The 24,647-nt window shown below is 52.1% G+C and carries 27 protein-coding genes; 7 read left to right on the top strand and 20 right to left on the bottom strand.

Annotated features, from left to right (window positions below):
- Window positions 1-9: 9 nt before the first annotated feature.
- From era to lepA, 5 genes are read right to left on the bottom strand one after another with little or no spacing between them, the layout of a single operon-like run.
- Window positions 10-912 (bottom strand): GTPase Era, encoded by a 903-nt coding sequence (gene era / locus GOC95_RS09060; RefSeq protein WP_194749481.1) that lies wholly within the window; start codon window positions 910-912, stop codon window positions 10-12.
- Window positions 909-1,580 (bottom strand): ribonuclease III, encoded by a 672-nt coding sequence (gene rnc, locus GOC95_RS09055; protein WP_275356765.1) that lies wholly within the window; start codon window positions 1,578-1,580, stop codon window positions 909-911. Before rnc ends, era begins: the two co-directional genes overlap by 4 nt.
- Window positions 1,581-1,602: 22 nt before the next feature.
- On the bottom strand, window positions 1,603-1,956 hold the full coding sequence (locus GOC95_RS09050; protein ID WP_275356764.1) for a DUF4845 domain-containing protein: 354 nt from the start codon (window positions 1,954-1,956) through the stop codon (window positions 1,603-1,605).
- A 47-nt stretch (window positions 1,957-2,003) separates the two neighbouring features.
- Entirely contained in the window at window positions 2,004-2,819 is an 816-nt protein-coding gene (gene lepB / locus GOC95_RS09045; protein WP_194749478.1) for a signal peptidase I, read from the bottom strand.
- Window positions 2,820-2,868: 49 nt separating this feature from the next.
- Window positions 2,869-4,668, bottom strand: a complete 1,800-nt coding sequence (lepA, locus tag GOC95_RS09040; RefSeq protein WP_194749477.1) for a translation elongation factor 4 — start codon at window positions 4,666-4,668, stop codon at window positions 2,869-2,871.
- A gap of 279 nt (window positions 4,669-4,947) precedes the next feature.
- Here lepA and GOC95_RS09035 point away from each other — a divergent pair, with 279 nt between their 5' ends.
- The gene (locus GOC95_RS09035; RefSeq protein ID WP_275356763.1) at window positions 4,948-5,505 is read left to right on the top strand and encodes a hypothetical protein; all 558 of its coding nucleotides are present in this window, start codon (window positions 4,948-4,950) and stop codon (window positions 5,503-5,505) included.
- Between the two features lie 68 nt (window positions 5,506-5,573).
- Here the strand turns inward: GOC95_RS09035 and GOC95_RS09030 are convergent, their stop codons facing one another.
- The 4 genes from GOC95_RS09030 to rpoE form a co-directional block, all read right to left on the bottom strand.
- A complete protein-coding gene (locus tag GOC95_RS09030) occupies window positions 5,574-6,995 on the bottom strand; it encodes a DegQ family serine endoprotease (protein WP_275356762.1) in 1,422 nt (473 codons plus the stop codon).
- 239 nt (window positions 6,996-7,234) lie between these two features.
- Window positions 7,235-8,188 (bottom strand): MucB/RseB C-terminal domain-containing protein, encoded by a 954-nt coding sequence (locus GOC95_RS09025; RefSeq protein ID WP_228518931.1) that lies wholly within the window; start codon window positions 8,186-8,188, stop codon window positions 7,235-7,237.
- A gap of 37 nt (window positions 8,189-8,225) precedes the next feature.
- Complete coding sequence (locus GOC95_RS09020; RefSeq protein WP_275356761.1) at window positions 8,226-8,690, bottom strand: sigma-E factor negative regulatory protein; 465 nt, start codon at window positions 8,688-8,690, stop codon at window positions 8,226-8,228.
- A 99-nt stretch (window positions 8,691-8,789) separates the two neighbouring features.
- On the bottom strand, window positions 8,790-9,419 hold the full coding sequence (rpoE, locus tag GOC95_RS09015) for an RNA polymerase sigma factor RpoE (RefSeq protein WP_194749473.1): 630 nt from the start codon (window positions 9,417-9,419) through the stop codon (window positions 8,790-8,792).
- Window positions 9,420-9,628: 209 nt separating this feature from the next.
- On the opposite strand from rpoE, the gene nadB reads away from it, so the two are divergent.
- From nadB to GOC95_RS09000, 3 genes are read left to right on the top strand one after another with little or no spacing between them, the layout of a single operon-like run.
- A complete protein-coding gene (gene nadB, locus GOC95_RS09010; protein ID WP_275356760.1) occupies window positions 9,629-11,239 on the top strand; it encodes an L-aspartate oxidase in 1,611 nt (536 codons plus the stop codon).
- A gap of 3 nt (window positions 11,240-11,242) precedes the next feature.
- The gene (locus GOC95_RS09005; protein WP_275356759.1) at window positions 11,243-11,740 is read left to right on the top strand and encodes a thermonuclease family protein; all 498 of its coding nucleotides are present in this window, start codon (window positions 11,243-11,245) and stop codon (window positions 11,738-11,740) included.
- Window positions 11,741-11,800: 60 nt separating this feature from the next.
- Window positions 11,801-12,280: a peptidylprolyl isomerase gene (locus tag GOC95_RS09000; protein WP_194749471.1), complete on the top strand. Its 480-nt coding sequence runs from the start codon at window positions 11,801-11,803 to the stop codon at window positions 12,278-12,280.
- Window positions 12,281-12,804: 524 nt separating this feature from the next.
- On the opposite strand, the gene GOC95_RS08995 is transcribed toward GOC95_RS09000, so the two are convergent.
- Genes GOC95_RS08995 through ybeY form a run of 4 tightly spaced genes read right to left on the bottom strand, consistent with a single transcriptional unit; the run spans window position 12,805 to window position 14,979 of the window.
- Entirely contained in the window at window positions 12,805-13,152 is a 348-nt protein-coding gene (locus GOC95_RS08995) for a LysR family transcriptional regulator (protein ID WP_275356758.1), read from the bottom strand.
- A gap of 7 nt (window positions 13,153-13,159) precedes the next feature.
- Complete coding sequence (gene scpB, locus GOC95_RS08990) at window positions 13,160-13,708, bottom strand: SMC-Scp complex subunit ScpB (RefSeq protein ID WP_275356757.1); 549 nt, start codon at window positions 13,706-13,708, stop codon at window positions 13,160-13,162.
- A gap of 1 nt (window position 13,709) precedes the next feature.
- Window positions 13,710-14,507: a ScpA family protein gene (locus GOC95_RS08985; protein ID WP_275356756.1), complete on the bottom strand. Its 798-nt coding sequence runs from the start codon at window positions 14,505-14,507 to the stop codon at window positions 13,710-13,712.
- Window positions 14,508-14,544: 37 nt separating this feature from the next.
- Entirely contained in the window at window positions 14,545-14,979 is a 435-nt protein-coding gene (gene ybeY / locus GOC95_RS08980) for an rRNA maturation RNase YbeY (protein WP_275356755.1), read from the bottom strand.
- Between the two features lie 64 nt (window positions 14,980-15,043).
- On the opposite strand from ybeY, the gene tpiA reads away from it, so the two are divergent.
- Entirely contained in the window at window positions 15,044-15,826 is a 783-nt protein-coding gene (gene tpiA, locus GOC95_RS08975; protein WP_275356754.1) for a triose-phosphate isomerase, read from the top strand.
- Here the strand turns inward: tpiA and GOC95_RS08970 are convergent.
- The 5 genes from GOC95_RS08970 to GOC95_RS08950 all read right to left on the bottom strand — a co-directional run bounded on the left by GOC95_RS08970 (window position 15,815) and on the right by GOC95_RS08950 (window position 20,770).
- On the bottom strand, window positions 15,815-16,105 hold the full coding sequence (locus GOC95_RS08970) for a hypothetical protein (RefSeq protein WP_275356753.1): 291 nt from the start codon (window positions 16,103-16,105) through the stop codon (window positions 15,815-15,817). The genes tpiA and GOC95_RS08970 overlap by 12 nt on opposite strands.
- Before the next feature lie 270 nt (window positions 16,106-16,375).
- Window positions 16,376-17,530 carry a cupin domain-containing protein gene (locus GOC95_RS08965; protein WP_275356752.1) on the bottom strand — a complete coding sequence of 385 codons (1,155 nt, stop codon included), beginning with the start codon at window positions 17,528-17,530 and terminating at the stop codon, window positions 16,376-16,378.
- Between the two features lie 11 nt (window positions 17,531-17,541).
- On the bottom strand, window positions 17,542-18,285 hold the full coding sequence (locus tag GOC95_RS08960) for a hypothetical protein (protein WP_228518929.1): 744 nt from the start codon (window positions 18,283-18,285) through the stop codon (window positions 17,542-17,544).
- Window positions 18,282-19,580: a phosphate regulon sensor histidine kinase PhoR gene (gene phoR / locus GOC95_RS08955; protein WP_194749463.1), complete on the bottom strand. Its 1,299-nt coding sequence runs from the start codon at window positions 19,578-19,580 to the stop codon at window positions 18,282-18,284. Before phoR ends, GOC95_RS08960 begins: the two co-directional genes overlap by 4 nt.
- 98 nt (window positions 19,581-19,678) lie before the next feature.
- Window positions 19,679-20,770, bottom strand: a complete 1,092-nt coding sequence (locus GOC95_RS08950; RefSeq protein ID WP_275356751.1) for a TIGR03790 family protein — start codon at window positions 20,768-20,770, stop codon at window positions 19,679-19,681.
- Between the two features lie 107 nt (window positions 20,771-20,877).
- Between GOC95_RS08950 and GOC95_RS08945 the strand changes: the two genes are divergently transcribed.
- Window positions 20,878-21,570 carry an SDR family oxidoreductase gene (locus GOC95_RS08945; protein ID WP_275356750.1) on the top strand — a complete coding sequence of 231 codons (693 nt, stop codon included), beginning with the start codon at window positions 20,878-20,880 and terminating at the stop codon, window positions 21,568-21,570.
- A gap of 5 nt (window positions 21,571-21,575) precedes the next feature.
- On the opposite strand, the gene GOC95_RS08940 is transcribed toward GOC95_RS08945, so the two are convergent.
- Together GOC95_RS08940 and GOC95_RS08935 are read right to left on the bottom strand one after the other, a co-directional pair.
- Window positions 21,576-22,769, bottom strand: a complete 1,194-nt coding sequence (locus GOC95_RS08940; protein WP_275356749.1) for a GNAT family N-acetyltransferase — start codon at window positions 22,767-22,769, stop codon at window positions 21,576-21,578.
- A gap of 114 nt (window positions 22,770-22,883) precedes the next feature.
- Window positions 22,884-23,492, bottom strand: coding sequence for an EF-hand domain-containing protein (locus tag GOC95_RS08935; protein ID WP_275356748.1), 609 nt, complete (start codon window positions 23,490-23,492; stop codon window positions 22,884-22,886).
- Window positions 23,493-23,921: 429 nt separating this feature from the next.
- On the opposite strand from GOC95_RS08935, the gene ompR reads away from it, so the two are divergent.
- Window positions 23,922-24,647, top strand: coding sequence for a two-component system response regulator OmpR (gene ompR / locus GOC95_RS08930; protein WP_275356747.1), 726 nt, complete (start codon window positions 23,922-23,924; stop codon window positions 24,645-24,647).

The raw sequence follows: 24,647 nt of genomic DNA, 5'->3' as shown, positions 1-24,647 counted from the left end.
CCTGCCAGGCTAGAAACCCAGGCTTTTTAGCGCGCGCGCATCGTCTGCCCAACCACCTTTTACCTTGACCCAGGTTTCAAGATAGACTTTGGAGCCAAACAGCTTTTCCATGTCCTGGCGCGCTTCGGTTGAAATCTGTTTTAATTTTTCGCCACCCTTGCCAATGATCATGGGCTTCTGGCTTTCTTTATCGACAATGATCGCGGCAAAAATGCGACGCAGGTTTTTCACCGTTTCAAACTTTTCAATTTCTACCGTCACCGAGTAAGGCACTTCATCACCCAACAGGCGGAACACCTTTTCGCGGACCAGTTCGGCGGCCAGAAAGCGCTCGTTTTTATCCGTCAGTTCATCTTCGGCATACATGGCAGCTTGCTCGGGCAGATGCTCGCGAATCGCGGCTAACAGCTCATCCAGATAAAGATTCTTTTTAGCACTAACCGGGATAATGCCCGCAAAGTCAAACAGCAAGTCAAAGTCCTGAATCAGGGGCAGCAAGTTGCCTTTGTCGCCCATGAGGTCGGCTTTATTCACCACTAGCAATACCGGTTTGTTCTTAGGCAGCAGTTTAAGCACCAACTCATCGGCCTCGCCCAGTTTCATCGGCTCGATCACAAACAGTACCACATCGACTTCGGTCAATACCTGGGTGACGGTCTTATTAAGCGACTTATTGAGCGCGTTAATATGCTTTTGCTGAAAACCCGGGGTATCGACAAACAGAAACTGCGTGTCTTCAGTGGTATGAATCCCGAGCAGACGGTGACGGGTGGTCTGCGCCTTGCGCGAAGTAATCGCCAGCTTCATGCCCAGAATATGGTTGAGCAAGGTCGATTTGCCCACATTGGGTCTGCCCACGATGGCAATGGTGCCACAACGGAAATGGTCTGAGGCTGTTGTCTGTTCTGTCATGATTGTATCTTGTCCATGGCCAATTTGGCCGCTTGTTGCTCAGCCACGCGGCGGCTGGTGCCCACGCCTGTGGTCGTCAACTTGAGTTTTTTAATTTCACATTGCACGGTAAACGTTTGTGCATGTGCTTCGCCTTCGATAGAGACCACCTGATATTCAGGCAAATCCATTTTTTTGCTTTGCAGGTATTCCTGCAACTGCGATTTGGCATCCTTGTCGATCGATGTTGGATCTATGGTCTGCAGCTTGTCGCGATATAACAAGGCCACTACTTGCTGCGCAGCGTCAAAGCCGCCATCCAGATAGACAGCACCGACAATCGCCTCCAGCGCATCGGCCAGAATAGACGGGCGACGCCAACCCGCACTTTTTAACTCGCCCTCGCCCAACTTGAGCGCATCGCCCAAATGCAGGCTGATGGCAATCTCGGCCAGACTGGATTCTTTGACCAGCTTGGCCCGCAATCGGCTTAAATCGCCTTCGGGGATATCGGGAAACAAATTGAACAGCTGGTGGGCAATGATAAAGTTTAAAACGCTATCGCCTAAAAACTCCAGCCGCTCATTATTAGTGGCCGAAAAGCTGCGGTGCGTGAGCGCTTGCTGCAACAAGTCAGGTTGCGAAAATTGGTAACCAATTCTGGTTTGTAAGACAGGCAGTACGCTCATTGAATGACGATCCCTTTTGCCACTAGGGTTTGCTGGCAGCATCAAAATCAATCAACAGAGACATGGTCTCAGTGAGCGGGATCTTTTTCTGGTAGCGCATGGCCACCGCCCCTGCACTGATTTCGAGCTCACGGCTGGAAACGTCTTTAATACTATCGACCTGCATCTGACGATCAAACGCCGTACGCATGTCCTGCTCGCTTTGCAACAGCGGGTCATGCGCAATCCGGTTAATCGTGGATTGAATCGAGAAATACTCCATATAGGCAGGCAAGGATTTCAAGGCGACTAGGCCCAAAATGCCAAATGCCGTCAATACCAGTAAAAAACCGATAAAGCCGATCCCGTGTTGATCAGAAATCTTTGAGTATTTCATAGATGCTTTCCTCAAAAAGAGACGTCTCGCCACGGCTGACCGCAGCATTAGCCGATACGTTGCCCGATACGGCGCCACTGGTCAAAATTGAACCAGATAAAGAAGGCTTTACCCACCAGATGTTTTTCAGCAACAAAGCCCCAGACACGGCTGTCAGAACTATTGTCACGGTTATCGCCCATGGCAAAGTATTCGCCTTCAGGCACGGTAATGGTTTCGCCCTGCATGAAGCGGTCACCCAGACTACCTGGGCCATATTGGTTCATGATGTCATGAATCAGCACATCATGCTTGACGTCACCCAATTGCTCGCTCAGGCGTGAGGCGGTGACATCCACCGCACGGGCGTTGCCGCTTTCGTCGTTGACGCTCAAGGCATATTGGTAAGGCGCGATAAAATCCAGGCTAATCACCTTGCCGTTAATAGTCAGCTGTTTGTCACGGTACTGAATCTTGTCGCCGGGCAGACCAACCACACGCTTGATATAGTCGATTGATGGGTCTGGCGGATAATGAAACACAAATACGTCACCACGCTGCGGCTTACCCATGGGGTAAAACACATTATTGAGGATGGGCACACGCAGGCCATAGGTGAATTTGTTGACCAGAATATAGTCACCCGCCAACAGCGTCGGCATCATGGAGCCGGAAGGAATTTTGAATGGCTCGACGATAAATGAGCGGACGGTAAATACCAGCAGAATGACCGGGAAAAAGCTTTTACTGTATTCCACATACCATGGATCAGGCACCTCTCCGAGCGCCCCGGCTTGGCGCTGCTTGCGCAGCACCAGGATATCCAGCAGCCAGATCACCCCTGACACCAGCAAAATCACCAACATAAAAATTGCAAAATACATGCTTGTTTCCTGAGTAAGCACCATCACGCGCGGTGATGATGAATCGTGATTATTTATCTTCTACACGCAAGATCGCCAGGAAGGCTTCTTGTGGAATTTCCACATTGCCCACCTGCTTCATACGCTTTTTACCTTCTTTTTGTTTTTCCAGCAACTTGCGCTTACGCGTAATATCGCCGCCGTAACATTTAGCCAGCACGTTTTTACGCATGGCCTTCACAGTTTCACGCGCAATAATATTGGCGCCAATGGAGGCCTGGATGGCAATATCAAACATTTGCCGTGGAATCAGCTCGCGCATTTTAGAAACCAGTTCGCGACCACGATAAATGCTGTTGGCGCGATGCACAATCAGGCTCAATGCATCCACACGCTCACCGTTCACCATGATATCCAGCTTGACCAGATCGGCCGCACGGAACTCGAGAAACTCGTAATCCATCGAGGCATAGCCACGCGAAACCGACTTCAGTTTATCAAAGAAGTCGAGCACCACCTCATTCAGCGGCATTTCATAACTCAACATCACCTGGCGGCCCATATACTGCATATTACGCTGGACACCGCGCTTGTTATTACACAAGGTCATCACCGGCCCGACATAGTCTTGCGGCATGAGCAGATTGACTACAATCATGGGCTCACGAATTTCTTCAATGCGTGAAGGCTCAGGCAGACGTGACGGGTTTTCGATTTGTATGACCTCGCCACTTTTGAGCAATAGCTCATAAATCACGGTGGGCGCGGTCGTAATCAGGTCCATATCGTACTCACGCTCCAGGCGCTCTTGTACGATTTCCATATGCAACAAACCGAGGAATCCGCAGCGGAAACCAAATCCCAGTGCTGTGGAGTTTTCTGGCTCGAACTGCAAGCTGGAGTCATTCAGGCTCAATTTTTCCAGCGCAGTACGCAATGACTCAAACTGGTTGGACTCGACCGGGTACAGCCCGGCAAACACTTGTGGCTTGACTTCTTTAAAGCCTGGCAGTGGCTCAGTGGCAGATTTCCCGGCCCCGGCAAGCGTCACCGTATCACCGACTTTGGCCGCCGCCAGCTCTTTAATCCCGGCAATGATAAAGCCGACCTCACCCGCGCTCAGTTGCTGGCGCTGCAGAGACTTGGGCGTAAACACCCCCACCTGCTCACACAGGTATTCGGCACCGGTGGCCATCAGGCGGATTTTTTCCTTGGCACGCAACACACCATCCACCACGCGCACCAGCATGACCACACCCACATAGTTATCAAACCAGGCATCGATCACCAGCGCTTTCAATGGAGCCGACACATCGCCTCTAGGCGGTGGCACTTTGGCAACCACTTCTTCCAGCACGTCTCGCACACCTTCGCCGGTTTTGGCTGAGCAACGCACCGCATCAGTGGCATCCACCCCAATCACATCTTCAATTTCCTGTGACACGCGCGCAGGGTCTGCCGATGGCAAGTCGATCTTGTTCAGGACGGGCGTCACTTCCACGCCGAGATCAATCGCGGTATAGCAGTTAGCCACACTTTGCGCTTCGACGCCTTGCGAAGCATCCACCACCAGCAATGCACCTTCACAAGCCGATAAGGAGCGGCTGACTTCATAGCTGAAGTCAACGTGCCCAGGGGTATCAATCAAGTTGAGGAAATAGGTTTCGCCATTATTGGCTTTGTATTGCAACGCCGCTGTTTGTGCCTTGATCGTAATGCCGCGTTCACGCTCGATATCCATGCTATCAAGCACTTGCGCTTCCATCTCGCGTGCTTCCAGGCCACCGCACAACTGGATAATGCGGTCAGCCAAGGTGGATTTGCCGTGGTCAATGTGGGCAATGATCGAAAAATTACGAATATTTTTCATGTTCTGTTATGCGTTATTTACAAGCAAGAAAGGCGCTTGAAGCGCCTTTCAAATCGTGCGTATTTTACAGCAAATGCATGAATATCAGTGATTTATTTTGTTTGCGGCAAGTGCGGGCGGCCCTGTAAAGCGCACAGCCAAACCCAGGAAAATTTCCCAATTAATCGCTTTTTAATGCGAACAGCATGCTCGCCTGACCGTTCTGCATTAAAGTTTGCAAACGTCCACGCTTATGGGGACGCTGCATTCACTAAAAACATATTTCAGGGAGTTAATCTTATGTACAAAGTCGTGCTTGTACTCACTTCAGCACTCTTGGCTGGTTGTGCCTCACCCGCCGCCATTGACAAAATGACAGTCAAACCGGCTAATAACAGCTCTTTGCCTAATGCTCAACTTAAAGAAAACGTCACCATTCAATCAGTTTCTGGCGGAAAATCGACCAATCCCCTGTGGGTTTCCAAGGTGGGCAATGATGGATTCAAGCAGGCACTTGAGGAGTCTTTGCGTAATGCACTGTTACTGAGCAACTCAGGACAAAGCAGCAAATACACACTGGACGCCAAATTACTAAGCCTGGATCAACCGGTTGCCGGGCTGGACATGACAGTGACAGCTGCCGTGGAGTACACCCTCACAGAACGCGCAACCCAAAAAGTCCTTTACTCAAAAATCATTTCTACGCCCTACACTGCAACGTTTAGTGACTCAGCGATTGGCTTTATTCGCATCAAAATTGCTAACGAGGGTGCCATCCATGAAAATATTCGCAGTGTGATTGAAGCGCTGAATCAATTAAAACTCAGCACTGACACTATTTCCATGCTCGCCTACTAAATCCCCCACCTCAAAAACAAAAAAGACAGGTCGCCCTGTCTTTTTTGTTCACTGCAAGCTGCCGTGCCTTATTTCACTTTAATCGGCACATACAGCGTGCTATCTCCGCGCTGCACCAGCACAGCAATCGTTTTGCCACTGGAAACCGCATTAATCTGCTTGTTAAATGCATCCACGCTCTGGCTTTCATTGTTATTCAAACCGAGAATGACATCACCGCGACGGATCCCGGCCTGTGCAGCCGCACCCACACTTTCAATCACAAGCAGGCCATTCTTGCCGTTGAGCTTTTTCTTTTGCTGTGGCGTCAATTCACGCAGGGTCAAGCCTATCTTGTTGGACTCTGCCTTAGTGGGTTCTTTGCTGGTTGCGGCAGCTTCAGGTTGCTCGCTCGGCATTTCACCAACGCCCAGTTGCAAGGTTTTGCTGGCGCCTTTACGCAGGATTTCTACCGGCACCACTTTACCCGGTTTGGTGGCTGCCACCACACGAGGCAAATCACTCGATGTCGTAATCGGCTTGCCGTCAAACTTGAGAATAATGTCACCGGCTTCCAGCCCACCTTTGTCGGCCGGGCTGTTTTTCTCGACGCCGGCAATCAAGGCACCGCTGGTTTGCTTGAGACCAAAGGACTCAGCCAGGTCCTTGGTCACTTCCTGAATGCCAATCCCGAGCCAACCGCGTGAAATGCGGCCATTGGCCTTGAGCTGGTTGGAAATATCAATGGCAACATCAATCGGAATACTGAATGACAAGCCCATGGAACCGCCATTCTTGCTGTAGATTTGCGAGTTGATGCCGACCACTTCACCGCGCAAGTTAAACAATGGCCCCCCCGAGTTACCCGGGTTAATGGCAACATCGGTTTGAATAAAAGGGACATAGTTTTCTTGCGGTAAGGCGCGACCCTTGGCACTGACAATACCGGCCGTCATTGTGTTTTCGAGACCAAATGGCGAACCAATCGCTGCCACCCATTCCCCAACTTTCAACGCATTCGGGTCCCCGACAGTCACCTTGGGCAAGCCAGTCGCCTCGATCTTAATCAAGGCCACATCGGTGCGCTTGTCAGCACCAATAATCTTGGCTTTGAATTCACGCTTGTCATACAGCTTCACCAGCACTTCATCGGCCTCGTTCACCACATGCGCGTTGGTTAAAATATACCCATCGCTAGTCAGGATGAAGCCCGAGCCCAGTGACTGGGTTTTATAATCCTGCCCACCTTCCTGACCTGGCATCCCGGGCATACCTGGAATGCCGAAGCGGCGCAAAAATTCTTGCAAGTTCTCATCGTTGGGCATGCCTGGAAAACCGATGGTACCGCCGCCATGCACCACCGAAGTAATGCTGATATTCACGACTGCCGGACCTTGTTTTTCCGCCAGTTCAGTAAAATCAGGCAAATCCTTGGCCTGGGCATGCAAGATTGGTTGGGTCAATGTGATGGCACACGCGAACATGAGGCCAGACATCCATCGTCTCATCATGATTATTCCTATCATTTAATGATTATTAAAAATTAAGTTGTTGATTGTACACGCCGAACATCCCTGACCAGCATGCGTTTGCTATTGCATGTAAATGGTGCCAATACCGAGAAATACAAGCGCCAGCTGACACGCGCCAAAGCACACCATAACAGCGAATGAAAGAGGATAGCAATGAAATATTGCGGCATGATTTCAAGGATGCGGGACCAAGGCTGGCACAAACAGACAGGCAGCCATTACTTTTTGAACGTCACTTGCTGCGCAATCTGTTCCACGGTTTGCGCCGGAACTTCCCCCACCACCACCAACTGGTAGCCATTGAGGACATGAGCGTACACATTGGTTGAGCCCATATTTTTCTTACCGACGCGGGGCTGCATGCCTTTTACCATCGGCTCGACAAACAGTGACACCGAAGCCAATCCATCAGAAAAAATCCATTGCTGCACGGGGGCAGTCCTGCCGGGCACTTTTAAACTGATCTGGTCAATTTTTTTATAGCCCGTCGGTAAATTCGGCACCACCACGTTATCTTCTACGTGCGTAAGCTCGGTGGTGTCATCCATCACATAAGGCTTGGTCGCATCAATCTTGGGCTGAAACCAATCCAGATCTTTGGTATGCAGCATAGACACCTGGTTAAACCCAATTTGCTCCAAGGTATGCCCTTGCATATCCATCATGCTCATTTTGAGCAACAAGCCATATTCAGTATCCGACCAAATGCGGTACTGGTAACGCAAATTGTCATTCGGCACCATGTCGATGACCTGTGCCAGACGCCCGGCAATGCGTTCCTGTCCGACAAACTTGAGCTTGTAATTTTGCTTGAGGGGATACAGCTGTGTGGGCAGCATGGCCGGGAACAGGTTTTGGCCACGGCGTTTCTCGATCACGACCTTGTCATTTTTGGCATTAAAAATGACGATATCATCGCCTTCACTGAATACTTCACGCGGGCGGCCATCCAGCACCACATTACGTGTGAATTCGCGGCCACCTTCATAAATGTGGGTGATTTGAACCGAACGGATCATGGAGCCATTGTGATAGACAAACAGCCCCTGATAATTGAGCTCTCTGGCAGCAGAGGCGGTTTTCTGCATGGTTGACCATAAATCTTCTTCAGCAAAGGCTGCCTGCTGCACCATGAACAGGCATGAAATCGAAGCAACAATCCGCCAAAACATAGCAGTAGCAACAACCAAATGATGAGTGAAAGAAATTTTATTCGCCAGCCGTATAGGCAACATTATGCGTGTAATAAGTCACACTACTCGGCGCATAATTATGATGAGCCAATACATATTGCTCGGTATCATTGTCGGCAATCTGCGCAGGGGCAGGCGCCTCAGGTTGATTAAGCACAAACATGCCAACAAAAAAGGCAGCAGCCACAGACGCGGCAATAGACCAGGTGTACTTGTCAAAACGCGGGCGGATACGCGTCACTTTGTCGGCATTGGCGATGGCTTGCGGCGCCAATAGTGTCGGTTCATCTTCAAGTGCGGTCATAATGCGACTGGTCATGTATGACTGCATCCACAGCTCATCGCGCATGACGTCACGGATCACATGATACTCGCGCCAGGCTTGTGCGACCTCGCCAGAAGATTTGGCCGCCAAGAATATATGTTCACAGCGTTCAACATCGACCTCACCGTCGACCAAGGCAGATAATTGCTGCTTCATAATAACCCCAAATCAATCAATGTTTTTATGTTAGCATTTAACAAAAAATTTGTCATAACACCTACACACCCAATCAAATTTTTATAACAAATCATGCCACTACCAGCGCTTATTGTGTGGCGTATCCAACAACGGCCTCAATTTGGCGGCAATGGTCTCACGGGCACGGAAAATACGGGATCGCACTGTGCCAATCGGGCACTGCATGACGCTGGCAATGTCCTCGTAACTCAAACCCTCTAGCTCACGCAAGGTGATCGCAGTGCGCAACTCATCTGGCAACGCAGCAATCGCATCATTCACGGTTTGCGCAATTTCCTTGGTCATCAGGGATGTTTCAGGCGTCTCCATCGTACGCATGTCTTCACCTTCATCGAAATTCTCGACATCCTCAATTTCGACATCCTGCATCACCTGCGGCTTGCGCCCCATGGACACCAGATAATTCTTGGCCGTGTTAATGCCAATCCGGTACAGCCAGGTATAAAACGCACTGTCCCCACGGAAACTGTGCAGCGCACGATAAGCCTTGATAAAAGACTCCTGCACCACATCTTCCACTTCTGCCTGATCGCGGATCATACGCGACAGCAAGCGGCCCAACTTGCGATGGTATTTTTCCACCAGCAATCCAAAGGCGCGTTTATCGCCTTGTTGAGCGCGTTCAACCAGCATCTGGTCAAACTCTTTATTCTCTTGCTGTTTGGCGCTCGCCGCCTGAACAGTCATATCGCGATGACTCCCTTGGGTAATTTTATGATTGGGAGTAGTATACGCTTTTGTGTTATTTTCGACGAACCCAGTGCGCGTTAACGCCTCTAAATTTGCTGTGTGTAACATCGTCTCATCCCTTAGTATTGTTTGCAGTTGCAACACGCAATGCGAACACTAGTACGACTGACCACCCTCTTCAAAAGTTCCGTTGACCACGCCCGTTTATGAATAAAGTGTTTGATGTCTTGATTATTGGTAGTGGCCTGGCTGGCCAATCGCTGGCCTTACGACTGGCCAATCAATACCGGGTATGCATCTTGAGCAAACGCGAACTGACCATGAGTGCCAGCAACTGGGCACAGGGCGGCATAGCGGCGGTACTCAATAGCGAAGATTCGGTAGAGGCGCATATCAAAGACACGCTGGACGCTGGCGCGGGCCTGTGCGACAGCGAAGTCACCCGCATGGTGGTAACCAGTGGCCGCGACAGCATAGACTGGTTATTGCAGCAAGGCGTGAATTTTACGCGTGAAGCTCAAGATGACCGCCTGCATCTCACCCGCGAGGGGGGGCACAGCCACCGGCGCGTCGTCCACGTGGCCGACGCCACGGGCCAGGCGGTGCAAACCACACTGACCGATCGCGTACGCGCGCATCCCAACATTACCATTCTGGAACACCATATTGCGGTGGACCTGATCACCACACACAAACTGTTCAAGCAAACCGAAAATGATGGCCCCAACCGTTGCCTGGGGGCCTATGTGCTCAACAACCAGACCGGCAAAGTAATCACACTGTCTGCCCAATACACAGTGACGGCCACAGGGGGCGCGGGTAAAGTCTATTTGTATACCACCAACCCTGACATCAGCACCGGCGACGGTATTGCCATGGCCTGGCGTGCGGGTTGCCGCGTGGCTAACCTGGAGTTTGTGCAGTTTCACCCTACTTGCCTGTATCACCCGCACGCCAAATCATTTTTGATTTCAGAAGTGCTGCGTGGCGAAGGCGGCTTGCTATTATTGCCTGATGGCACCCGCTTTATGCCTTGGCATGACGAGCGTGCGGAACTGGCCCCGCGCGATGTAGTTGCGCGCGCCATCGACTTCGAGATGAAAAAGCGCGGCCTGGATTGCGTTTACCTAGACATCAGCCATAAACCATTGGATTTCATCCAGTCCCACTTCCCGAATATTTACCAGCGCTGCCTGCAATTGGGCATTGATATCAGCAAACAACCGATTCCCGTGGTGCCTGCAGCGCATTACACCTGTGGCGGCGTCATGACCGACATCCATGGCCGCACCGATATTGACTGCCTGTATGCCATTGGCGAGACCGCCTGCACCGGCCTGCACGGCGCCAACCGCCTCGCCAGCAACTCCTTGCTGGAGTGTCTGGCCTTCAGTCGCAGCTGTGCCGAAGATATCCGGTCACAGGGTCAGCAACCGACCATTTCCTTGCCGGACTGGGACGAAAGCCGCGTTACCGATGCCGATGAAGAAGTGCTGATCACCCACACCTGGGACGAGTTGCGCCGGTTCATGTGGAACTACGTAGGGATTGTGCGGACCACCAAACGCCTGAGCCGCGCACTGCATCGCATCCATATGCTGCGCGATGAAGTACATGAGTTTTACAGTAACTTTAAAGTCAGTCACGACCTCATCGAACTGCGTAACCTGTTACAGGTGGCGGAATTGATTGTCCGCAGCGCCATCGAACGCCATGAAAGCCGTGGCTTGCATTACAGCAAAGACTACCCAGACCTGCTGCCCGAAGCCATTCCTACCGTCCTGACCCCGGACAACTATACCAGCTTGCTTGATTAGGACATGACCACTCGCGTTCGTGTGTTGTGCAGATGGCTGGCCCCCTGCCTGTGTCTCATGCTCTGCAATACCAGCATTGCAGCCCCAGAACTTGAAAAAATCATTGATGGCGACACGGTATTGATACAGGCTCAAGGCAGTCGTTATCGCTTGCGTTTGCTGGACATTGATGCGCCTGAGCTGCACCAAGCATTTGGCAAGCAATCCCGCCGCAGCCTGAGTCAACTGTGTACCGGCGCAAAGATTACGGTCAACACCCAAGACCAAGATCAATACGGCAGGCAACTGGGCCACCTCTACTGCGATGGCACGGAAGCCAGCCAGTTTCAGGTGGCGCAAGGGATGGCCTGGTTTAATGCGCGCTACTCCAAACGCACCGACTTGCAGGCCCTGCAACAGCAGGCACAACAACAAGGCTTGGGGTTGTGGCAATCAAGCGAGGCGATGCCACCCTGGCAATGGCGAAAATTATACGGTCAACATTATCGTCACCAAGACTGACACTGTCGCCACAATATCCTTTAGAATATTGTTTTAACAGCGAACTTTAGGATTCAACACATGCAAGTAGCAATGAACACCGTGGTCTCCATGACCTATAAACTGCAAAATAGCGATGGCGACATTCTGGAAGAAAGCCAGGAGCCGGTGGCCTACCTGCACGGCGGTTATGACAACATTTTCCCCAAAGTAGAAGAAGCCATGCATGGCAAAAATGTCGGTGACAAGGTAGAAGTGAGCCTGGACCCTGAAGACGCCTTTGGTGAGTACGACGACAATCTGGTGCAAATTGAACCGGCCAGCGCCTTTCCGAGCAAAGATCTTAAAGTCGGTATGCAGTTTGAAGGCGAAGACGAAACCGGCGACGTGATCCTTTACACCATCACCGATATTGCAGATGGTAAAGTCGTGGTCGATGGCAACCATCCGTGGGCCGGCCAGCGTCTGCTGTTCACGGCAACGATTGCCAGCGTACGCTCAGCCAATCAAGAAGAAATCGAGCACCAGCATGTGCATGGTGCCGGTGGTCATCACCACTAATCAACCCGCCAGCGCAAGCTGGCCTATCGCTTCTGGCTGGCGCAACTGCCCCTGCGCCAGCACATCATCGGCAATCTCTGCTAATTCAGCCCAGGCGATTTTTAAGCTTATCCCACCAGCACAAGCCGGTCAGCGACTGTTTGACATAAATTTCAACCGGAACGGGCAGGATACCGCGCGAGTGCCATCTGTTTGACCAAAGTCCCGCCCCCCCTCTATATCGTCATAACTCGCATACTTATTTACTGGCTATATTGTCTAAAAACTGGTTCATGCATCCGTCAGGCTGGCTGCCGCGAATATCATGCGTTTTTTTTCTTCAGCCCTGCTGAGCAATACATGTGTCATCAAGCGGATGAGACCGGCGACCAGCCATAGCACTTTATTCCTGTAGAGTGTGCCGCATCCCAGATCTTAATCATGCGCGCCTGATTGATGGCACGCGATAAAGCAAGGCTGTGATGCTATCATCGTTATATTCAAATAAATGTTATGGAACTTAAAAATACGGTTTTTTGAAAAAATCAGTTTTTTTGCAGATGCTGGGTGATAAAGCCAAGCTCATTCGCCGCTGCTTGCGCAGACTTTTGCAGGATGTGCTCATAGGCCTGGATGAGTGCCAAACCGAAGGCCGTGACCTGTGCGCCGCCGCCGTGCGCGCCTCCAGCGGCACTGATGACGACCGGCTCGTCAAAACAATGATTCATCAAATCAACAAGCTCCCATGCCCGGCGATAAGACATGCGCATTTGCTTGGCAGCGGCTGAAATGGAACCGTGTTGCACAATGTGCTGCAACAACTCGATTTTGCCTGGACCGAGCGCGATGTGGCCTTGATAGCTAATCCTGATTTTAAGCAGTGAGGCGGACATAGGTAAACTACTCTGACTGAATATCTGTTTGCACAAAGGTTTCAAAAGGCGGCAACTCGGCCAGCGAACGCAAGTTCAAATCATCAAGAAAATGTTTGGTCGTGGCATACAGCGACGGGCGTCCAGGCACTTCACGCTGCCCGACCACATCGATCCAGTCACGCTCCTGCAATTGCCGGATCACATTCGGGTTAACCGCCACGCCGCGGATCTGCTCGATATCGCCCCGCGTCACCGGTTGCCGGTAGGCAATAATCGCCAGTGTCTCCATCACTGCGCGTGAGTATTTTGGCTGCCGCTCAGGACTCAGACGCGCCAGGTATTCGCTGTATTGAGCTTTGGCCTGAAAGCGGTAGCCGCTGGCCACTTGTACCAGATCCAGCGTTTTATCCGACCAGTCGGCCTTGAGTTCATCGAGCAACATGCGCAATGTCGCACGCTCCATGCGTCCGGCAAACAATTTGAGCAAATCGTCCAGAGACAGCGGCTGCGGCGAGGTGAGCAAGGCAGCCTCCAGCACTTGTTTCATCTCGGTAATGTTTTCCGGGGTATGCACGTCAAGCCTCCCGGCCAGTGGTATTGGCTTGCAGGTAAATGGTACCAAAAGCCTCCTGCTGCGTGATCAGAATCAAGCCTTCTTTGGCCAGCTCCAGCATGGCCAGGAAATTCACCACCAGCTTGGGCACGCCCTCAGTTCCCACATCGAACAGCTCGTCAAACCGTAATACCGGCGTTGCCGACAAGCGCCGCAACAACAGACTCATATGCTCGCGTACAGAGAGTTCCGCCCGCCCCAGTTTATGGTGCTGATTGAGCCTGGCACGCTTGAGCACATTGCGCCACGCCTCTACCAGATCGTCCAGACTGACTTCAGGCGGCTTGACCAGTGACAGCCGCTCGTAATAGGCCGCAGCCACCTCAATGTCTACGCCGACTTTGGGCAAGGCATCCAGCCGCTGTGCAGCTTGCTTGATCGCCTCATACTCCATCAGCCGTTTGACCAACTCAGCGCGCGGGTCGTCTTCCTCCTCCAGCTCTTGCGGCTTGGGCAACAGCATGCGTGACTTGATCTCAATCAGCATGGCTGACATGAGCAAATAGTCGGCAGCCAACTCCAGATTCACCGCTTTCATTTTTTCCACATAGCCCATGTACTGCGTGGTCAGCTCAGCCATGGGGATATCGAGAATATCCAGATTGTGCTTGCGGATCAGGTACAGCAGCAAATCCAGTGGCCCTTCAAAGGTCTCCAGATACACTTCCAGCGCATCCGGCGGAATATACAAATCTTGCGGCAAAGCCGAGAGCGGCTCGCCATTGATTCTGATCTGGGTGCTGTTGACGGAAAGCTCCATGCACGGATTGTAGCGACTTGTCGCCGGCGCTTAAAGTTTATTCTGCATAAGGGTTGGGGAAGCCCAGCTTTTGCAGGATGCCGATCTCCAGCGCCTCCATCAGCGCCGCCTGCGCCTCAACCTCATGGTCGTAGCCATGCATGTGCAGGACGCCATGCACCGTCATGTGCGCATAATGCGCCAGCACGGACTTGCCCTGCTCAGCGGCCTCTCTGCTAATCACCGGCGCGCAGATCACAATGTCGCCCATCAGGCAGGGCTCCTCCGCCAACGGGAAGGTGAGCACATTGGTCGCGTAATCCTTGCCGCGGTAACTCGCATTCAGTTGCTGGCCTTCTTCAGCATCCACAATACGGATCGTCAGGCTGGTATCTACGCGCAAGCTGGCGCGGATCCAGCGCTTGAATTGCGACACGCTGGGCACATCTGCCGCAGGTGTCGCCACTTGCAATGAAAAATCGAGTTGAGGCATAGCATCAAGTTTTATGTACAATATCCGACATTATAGAAACAAAACCGTCAAAGGAAATGGTGTGATGACAAATCGCCCCAAGCTGGTGGTTGCCAACCGCAAAATGAACGGCAACCTGCCAGACAATGCCCGCTTTCTGCAAAGTGTATTGCAAGAGACGCGCCATCACCGGGCGCGCTATGCGGTGTGCCCGCCACATCCCTATTTGCAGCAGGCGCAACAATTACTGCAACACAGCCATGTGGCCTGGGGCGGACAAAACATGAGCCGCTTTGAGCGTGGTGCCTACACAGGCTCCGTCTCGCCGCTCATGCTCAAGGAGTTTGGCTGCACCTACGTCATTATCGGCCACTCTGAACGCCGCTTACGTGGGCACGAAAGTGATGAAAGCTGCGGAGAGCGTTTTGAAGCAGCCCTCAAGGCTGGGCTGACGCCCATCCTGTGTATAGGCGAAACCCTGGAAGAATACGAACTGGGCGAAACCGATCTCGTGGTAGTGAGGCAGTTGAACCCCGTCATTTCACATGTAGGCATCCAAGCGCTCGCCAAAGGCGTCATTGCCTATGAGCCGATCTGGGCCATCGGCACGGGTAAAGCCGCCAGTCCGCAACATGCCCAAGCAATTTTGTCTTTCATCCGCGGCCATATTGGGCTACTGGACGAACAGGTTGCAGAACAGATAACCTTGCTCTATGGTGGCAGCGTCAATCCCGGCAATGCTGCGCAATTGATGAGCATGCCAGATGTCGATGGCGGGCTGATCGGCGGTGCATCGCTGATCGTCGAAGACTTTATTCAAATCTGCCAGATTGCCAACGAGTTATCCTCCCTCAAGTCAGCTGCCTGAAAACACGTACCGTCCCGCCCCTGAGTGGTTGAGGTGCTCAGCGCGCAGCCAATAAAAAAGCCGACTTTCGTCGGCTTTTCTACATCCAAGTAAAACCAGATTACGGATGTCTGGATTACTTAGCTTCTTCAGCAGGAGCAGCTTCAGCAGGTGCAGCTTCAGCAGGAGCAGCTTCGGCTGGTGCAGCTTCAGCAGGAGCTTCAGCAGCAGGAGCTTCAGCAGCTGGGGCTTCAGCAGCAGGCGCTTCAGCAGCAGGTGCTTCTTCAGCTGGTTTTTCACCACAAGCAGTCAAAGCCAAAGCCAACAATGCAGCCAACAATGCAGAACGTGTCATCTTTATTTCCTTAGTATGTATGAGCAAAAAATTATGTACGGGTAACGCTGCGGGTGCAGAATCAACCGAGTGAAAAAATTGTATCAGCAATTGATTAAAAAAAGAACGAAAAACCAGTGAAAAAGAAAGGATTTTTTTGTGTCAGAACAACAACTCTGTGTTTTTTTCACAAAAAATCCGCCAAATCCTTTGCAATCAATGCAAAATTAACCGGCTCAATCAGAAAAATGCACGTATCCAGACAGGTAAATCCCCTGCAACCAGGGCAACAAGGGATGAATGGCTGCTGTTTGGCAGTCTGCGGCCGTCAACAGCCGCTGGTTAGCGAATGTATTGAGCAAAGGCCCCGCCTCCGCTGACACACTCACGCGCTCGCCATTGATAAAATACTGGCCTTGCCAATGCAACATCTGCGTCTGCAAGTCCATCACCAGCCCAGATTGCTGGGCGCGTTGCAAAAACTTCTCTGCACTCAGTTTGCGGTTGGGCGAAAACACAACATACGCTTTGGGCTCTGAAAAATACTTTGCCAGAAACGGTCCCAGTTGCTCGGTCTCCCAGGGCAAGCGGCGCAACATGCCAGCCACTTGACTGACCATCTGCTGGTCAATCGCTGCGGCATCTTGAGCGGGTTGCAACTCAGGGTCGCGATACAGTTCGTCAGGCAGCATCTCCTGGCGGCAGGCCTCAAGAAACTCAATGGCCAGTTCACGCGCGGCGGGCGCCCGGAAGCCGATGGAGTAGGTCATGCAATCATCATCTTCTGCAATGCCCCAATGCGCGACATTGGGCGGCAGATAGAGCATGTCGCCCGGTGCCAGCACCCACTCCTGCTCACATTCAAAGTGCGACAAAATGCGCAAGGGTGCATCGGCAATCAATCTTAAATCTGTTTGCTGGCTGATACGCCAGCGGCGGTGCCCCGCGCCCTGCAGCAAGAAGACATCATAGCTGTCGATATGTGGCCCGACGCCACCACCGGTCGGCGCATAACTGACCATGACATCATCGAGTCTGGCGTTGGGGACAAAGCTGAACTGCGACAGCAAGGCTTGTGCCTCTGGCAGCACATGGTTCACCCCCTGCACCAGCAGGGTCCAGTCGCGTGCAGGCAAACTGGTAAAGTCTTCGTCATCAAACGGGCCTTGCCTGACCTGCCAGCCATCTCCCTGATTCATGCGCTCAGAATCAAACTGTATTAGTCTGGCCGGCACCTCAGCCTCACAGGCCAGCCCCGCCAGCTCGCTTGGCGTCAGCAACCCCTCAAAACCAGGGATAGCACCCCGGATTAATAGTGGTTTCTTTTGCCAGTAGTCTGCCATGAATTGTGCAGGGCTTAATCCGTTCAGTAGGGTCAGGGCTTGATGCATGATGATGAAGATTATCTAAAAGGAAGAAAAGGGGCGGTCGTGATGCTTTGTGTCAGCCGCGAGATCAAGCGCTGCGACTTCTCGGCCAAGGTCAAGGCCAGCAAATCTGTGCGGGCAACCAGCTTGCTAAACTCGCGCTCAAAGCTCAGATTCTGTACCTCACCTGTCAGGCTATTGGTCAGCAACAACAGTTCGCCCTGGGCATTTTTGGCATTCGCCAGTTTCCACATGGCGATTTCAATATTTCTGGCGGCATTGTATAGGTTTTGCGGATCTATGCTATCCAGCAAGAAAAAAGACGCCTTGCTGCCATGCGCGCGGTAAAGCATGGACTGGATACCCACCACCAGTGCCAGTACGCGATCGCCACCAAATTGCGGGTTTAATGCCAGCTTGATCGCAGCGGTGTCTTGCGCATGCCCAAGCGCCTCCAGTTGCCAGCCATGCACGTGAGCCTGCTCAAACACATAGGTGGCGATCTGTTCGGGCCCGCCCAAGCCAGATTTCTGCGCTTCAGCCGGGTTGCGTTTATACAGTTTGAGCATCAGCAAGCGCAAGGTGCTGACGTTTTCGGCATATTCAATATCCGCCAGGCGATCCAGATCGGTTTTCACCAGTTGATGCAAGGCATTCCGGTCTTGCCGCACTGGCACCGGACGTCCATTCGGCGAATCGACATACCCTGAATGAGGGGAGGTCGTACAGGCGACCAGCAGCAATAGCAACATCAGGCCACTGCAGCCGATGCAACTCATGCAGGCAAGATCCTTTGCGCAGGAAACACGATGCGGAAACAGCTCCCCAGCCCAGGCTCACTCTCCACCTGCAAGCTGGCCTGATGATGATGCAGAATATGTTTGACGATAGACAAGCCCAAACCTGTGCCGCCGGTATCGCGGCTCCGGCCGCTGTCCACACGATAAAAACGCTCGGTCAGTCTGGGTAAATGGTGTGCTTCAATACCGATGCCATTATCTTGGACGCTGAACACCACGTCCTCCCCCCGCATTTGCCAATAAATATCAATCTTGCCTTGTGGCGGGGTATAGCGTACAGCATTGGTGGTCAGGTTGCTCATGGCACTCATGAGCTCATTATAACTGCCCGTCAGGTTAACGTTCGCCTCCATATGCAAGGTGACCTGATGCTGCCCCTGGCTCAATGCCTGAGCATCGCGATGCAATTGCTGCAACATGGCCTTCATGTCAATCTCGGTTTCATCCTTGAGCGTGACATTATTCTCCAGGCGTGACAAGGTCAGCAAGTCCTCGATAATGCGGCGCATGCGCGTCGTTTGCGCCTGCATCATGTCAAAATAAGGCTGGATATCGGGAGAAATCTCCCCCTGCATGTCGCTGATGGTTTCCAGAAAGCCACCAATCACGGTCAGCGGTGTACGCAACTCATGTGACACGTTGGCAATGAAATCGCGGCGCATGACTTCGGTTTTTTCAATGGCGGACACATCGCGGCAAATCAGCAGTCGCTGCTTGCTGGCAAACGGAATAATCTGCAACTCCAGCGTGATATCGGGGCTGCGCCAGGATTTAAGCTTGAGTGGTTCGCTGTATTCTTCGGCTTGCAGGTATTCCACAAATTCGGCCTGGCGCAATAAATAATAAATCGGCTGACTTTCGTCATGGTGGCGCTTGAGACCCAGGCGTTGTACGGCAGGCTCATTAAACCATTCGATTTCATTACGATTATTGAGTACGACCACGCCATCCGGCAAAGCACTGGTGGCATGACGCAAGCGCTCCAAGGTACTGCTTAACTGGCTTTGGCTACGCGAATGGCGGCGCATTTCATGATAGAGATTGGCAAAAATATCTTCCCAGATACCTTTGCCGTTGGGGATGAAATTCAGGCTGGGCTTAAGGGCCCACTGGTACAGACGGTGTATCCAGTACAAATGTCCAGCCAGATAGGCCAGCACACCACATAAATAAGTCAACCACGCCAGATGCGCATTTGTGAACCAGCCAAGGAGCAAGCAACCAAATGCCCACAGAAACAAAGTCCAAAACGCTTTTAAACGAATATCTTGCACAAGCCAATCTCACCGGATAGATGGCAGCGATTATACGACACAACGATGCAGGCACAATGACAGGAAAATGACGTAAGCGCAGGTGCAATGACCATCGCTCACTCATCCACCACCTGGACGCTTTTGGCGTAGGGTTTGGCCAGCGGCTCGCCAATAAACACGCCCTGCATCGGCCATTTCACGCTTTTCCAGTAGGCCTCAATCAGGGTTTCACCGGCCAGATAATGGCCAATTAACACCTGCGGGTTGGGGAATTTTTGCCAATAATTACAAGGCTCAGACACAGTGCCATAACTGCCGGTAACCCCCGCATCCAGCCAGCGCGAGGCAGGCATTTGCGGATTGTAATTAGACAAAATGCCTCCGGTCGAGGTCAAATGATCGGCAATGGCACCCGGCAAATAACTGTTGGTAAGCAGATAATCGACCGATTTTTGCCCGGTGAAATAAAACATGACTGAGGGCTGTTTTTCTATCGTCTCCTGACTCAAGGTATGCAAGGTCAGTTTTTTGGATTTGACCGTCATGCCCTCTTGCGGGAAAAAAGGTTCACGTGGCTTGGAACGTGCCGCATCCTGGGTTTTTAGAAAAAACCCATTCGCGTCATTTAAACTGAATTCACTCATGACGCCACGGTCTATGAGTGCCTTGGCCGCAGCGACACTGGTGATGGGCAACAACATGGACAAACGCAAATGGTGATCCGCCCATGGCCGTAATGAGGGGCTGTTAAAGTAAGGGCTGTCGCGGCCGGGGTCACAGGTCTTGCGGCATTGATTGAGATCCAGCCCGAGCGTCAGCGCACTGGTAAGGCTGTTACATTGCACGGCAAACGGGGTGCGCCAGACCAGCAAGACCACTTGCTGCGTGGTCAACTTGGCGTCCAACTGGGCTTTGAGTGACTCAAACTCGGGAACCGTCAGCGCATCTTTAAAATGCCGGGGCAATTCCACTCCGATCAGATTTTCCGCAGGGACTTGCCTGGCTTGCAGGTAGTAACGGGCGACCTCTTCGCTTTGCGCGTCATTGAGGTTATACACCACTGCCACATCTTCCGGCTTTAATAATGAGGGCCGCAACGGGATTTGCTTGCTGAGGTCTACCGCGCCAGCAACACTGCTCACCATAAAAAGCAGGCAGATACCCACTGCCCCCCACTGACTGATCAGCCACTGCTTTACTGCCTTCAACTCAACACTCCATTGCGATTGCAAAGATACTACGCCTGTCATTTCAACCCGCGTAGAATGACATCATAACTTAAATTAAACCACTGCATGAAGGCGAGGTTCACAGCATGAATACACAAACCATCTTAATCACTGGCGGCAATCGCGGCCTCGGCCTCGAGTATGCCAGGCAATATGCCGAAAGCGGCCAGCAGGTCTACGTTACGGTACGCGATCCCGCCCAGGCCCCCGCGTTACAACAACTGGCCAGTCAACACAGCAACCTGCAGCTGCTTGCGCTGGATGTGGCTGATGTCGATTCAATCCGGGCGCTGGCAAGCCAGCTGTCAGCACTGACGCTGGACATTCTGATCAGTAATGCGGGCACCTATCCTGAGAGCAGCTTTGGCCAGACCGACGTGCAAGCCTGGTTACAGGCTTTTCAGGTCAACACCCTGAGCACTTACTATCTTGCAGAGGCTTTCTTGCCGCAGCTGCGACGTGCCCCGCAGGCAAAGCTGATTGCCATGACCAGCAAAATGGGCAGTATAGAAGACAATGGCAGTGGCGGTGAATATATCTATCGCAGCAGCAAAACTGCACTGAATATGGTCGTCAAAAGCCTGTCTATCGATTTGCGCGGCTTTAACATTGTCGTTGCTGCACTGCATCCGGGCTGGGTGCGCACAGACATGGGCGGTCCAAACGGCCTGATTGATACCGAAACCAGCGTGCAAGGCCTGCGCCAGGTGATTGCCAGTTTGACTGCTTCACAATCGGGCCAGTTTATCGCCTATGATGGCAAACCGATTCCCTGGTAACGCAATCACGTCGATAAAGGGATATGCGGTAGGCCAGTGTCATTGATATCCGGTATGTTTTTGTATGGACTGCGCTCCTCTAGCTCATTGACATATTGCTGCATGCCCTCGGCCTCCCGGCGCAGAAAGCGCGCCACACTCTGGTGAAAATCGGGATGGCTGAGCCAGTGGTAAGAACAGGTGGGGTAAGCGACAAAGCCACGGGCAAGCTTATGCTCGCCTTGTGCACCGCCTTCAAAATAGCGGATCTGCTCGCGGATACAGAACTGCTGCGGCTGGTAATAGCACAACTCGAAATGCAAGCAAGAAATATCGCGCAAACTCCCCCAGTAGCGGCCATACAGCGTCGCTTCACCCAGCACACACAGACTGGCCGCCACATCCTCGCCATGCTGCGAAGCAATAAATAACTGTAAATGCCCGGGCAGGTAGCGCTGCAAATGCTCGAAAAATGCCAGGGTCAGATAAGGTGAACTGTGGTGGCGGAGATACGTCTGGCAATAGCATTGATAAAACAAGGCCAGGTCTTGCGCAGTCATGTCGTGACCACTTACCACGCGGCAGGTCACACCCTGGTGCGCAACTTTTTGCCGTTCTTGCCGGATTTTTTTGCGCTTGTCCCGGCTCAATACGGCCATAAAAGCATCCCAGTCGACATATCCCGCGTTTTCCCAGCGGAACTGCACGCCCTCACGCCTTAGCCACCCCTGCTGTTCACAAAAGTCAGCCGACATGGCATCGGGAAACAACAGATGCGCGCCGGACAGGGCATGTTCCTGACAAAAAGCCTGCAGCTGCTTGAGCATGGCCTCTGCAATCAACGCAGGCGCGTCACAGGCCGGGTCTATCAGCAGGCGTGGGCCAGTGACGGGTGAGAAAGGAATGGCGGAGATCAGCTTGGGATAATACTTCCCACCCGCTTGCTCACAGGCCTCGGCCCATGACCAGTCAAAGACATACTCGCCGTAAGAGTGCGTTTTGAGATAACAAGGCATAGCTGCCACCAACTGCCCCTGGTCAATCGCAGTTAAATGATAGGGCATCCAGCCCGTCTGCGCACCGACACAAGCGGTGGCCTCAAACGCCAGCAAAAACTGGTAGTCGAGCATGGGGTGCGTGCCCGCCAGGCGCTGCCAGTCGGCAGGGTCTATCTCCTGCAGGCCACGGGACCAGACAAAGGATAATTGCGAGGGCAGCATCAAGCGGGTCCAGAGTCAGCGACAAAGCCACTAAACAGCAAAAATAATGAAGGCAATCTGCTGGTTTGACACGCCGAAACGCTGAATGGCATGTGCATGTTGAGACAAAGGAAATTAACTGGGACGCTTACGAATGACCGAAACGTCTTTACCGCTTGAATTGACAGGGCTATTGGCAGGAATCACTGCCGAGCTTGCTTTGGATTTGTTTCTGGACTTGGCATCAGGCTCTGAGTCGCTGACGATATTTTGCTGATTTTCGATTTTTGCTTCGGTTCTGGCTTCGGCTTCACGTTGACGCTCGACCATTTTGGCATAGGCGGTTTCAAGTTCGTCTAGCGTGATCACGCCATTGCCATCAAGATCAACATAGGAAAAATGGCGGGCCACTTGTGGCAAACACAGCGTCGCCTCTTCGCGGTCTAGCGAGTCGTCATTGTCGCGGTTACACTCATTGAACCGTTGCGCGATGCTGTCATGCATGGCCTTGCGCTTTTGCAACATCAACTGATGGTCGGGATCGGTGTTACGGGCGTAATCAGAAAGGGCCTTGCGCAAACGTGCACGGTCTTCTGGGCTAAAGTTGTGCTCTAGCGTTTTGGAAAGGCCGGTATCATCATTGTCAGCCAGACGGATCTCTGTCAATCGGACTGGCAATTTAAGATCAGCCAAAGCAGGGAATGCCAGCAACATGGAGGTTGTCAGCAATACAATTCGTTTCAAATGTTTAATCGCTCTACACATCCAAACGCAATACCTTTATTCCTGTTCCATCGAAAGCACTTGTGTTTAAGCTATTATTGGGTGCTCTCAAGCATGAATCTCATGGCAAACGAGGGACCGATTTTAAAATCAGGTCGATCACATTAACGCAATTGCAACTTTAGCGGCAACAAATTTAACAAAAAATAGCGTTTTCGGATGCCCCTGCCGATAGCAGAAGGCAATCATGCATCAGGATTGTAACTGCAATATTTCATCCCCAACGCTATTTGTAACGAAGTTGTAACTGGCACACTTCATGCGCTCCAATGCTTGGAGTATAATTATTAAGGATAAGTTTTTGGCCTTGCCGTATTTATCTTCCTGCGGTCATCCTGATCGCAATAAAATGCGTTAAGCAAACACTTGCTTCAAATAACAAAGGTCCGTATGTCAGAACAGTTAAAAAAAATCTTGATGGTCGATGATGATTTACGTATGCGCGAGCTGTTACAGCGCTACCTGACTGAACAAGGTTTTAATATCAAGTCCGTATCAGATGGCAAGGAGATGGACAAAACGCTGGCCAATGAACATTTTGATCTGTTGATTCTGGACCTGATGCTGCCGGGCGAAGATGGCCTCGCCATTTGCCGCCGACTGCGTGGAGCCAACCACATGACCCCCATCATTATGCTGACTGCGCGCGGCGATGAAGTGGACCGCATTGTCGGCCTGGAAATGGGGGCAGATGACTACTTGCCCAAACCCTTTAACCCGCGTGAACTGCTGGCCAGAATCAATGCGGTCCTTCGCCGTCACGAGATTTCGCCCAAACAGGCAGTTGAAGAAAAATCCGCTGCGTTCCAATTCGGCGAGTTTGTGTTCGACACCAGTACCCGTAGCCTAAGTAAAAACGGCGTACCCATTACGATTACCAGTGGGGAATTCACCTTGCTGAAAGTCTTCACCGAACACCCACGCCAACCGCTGTCACGTGACCGACTCATGCAACTGGCACGTGGCCGCGAGCTGGATGTATTTGATCGCAGCATAGACGTGCAGGTCTCGCGCCTGCGCCGCATTATCGAGCCAGATCCGGCACACCCTCGTTACCTGCAAACCATGTGGGGCTTTGGCTATGTGTTTATTCCAGATGGTGAATCTCCGCAATAA

The organism is Methylophilus sp. YYY-1, from assembly GCF_029132825.1.
GTDB classification, from domain to species: domain Bacteria; phylum Pseudomonadota; class Gammaproteobacteria; order Burkholderiales; family Methylophilaceae; genus Methylophilus; species Methylophilus glucosoxydans.
This window is presented reverse-complemented; position numbering and strand designations above follow the sequence as displayed.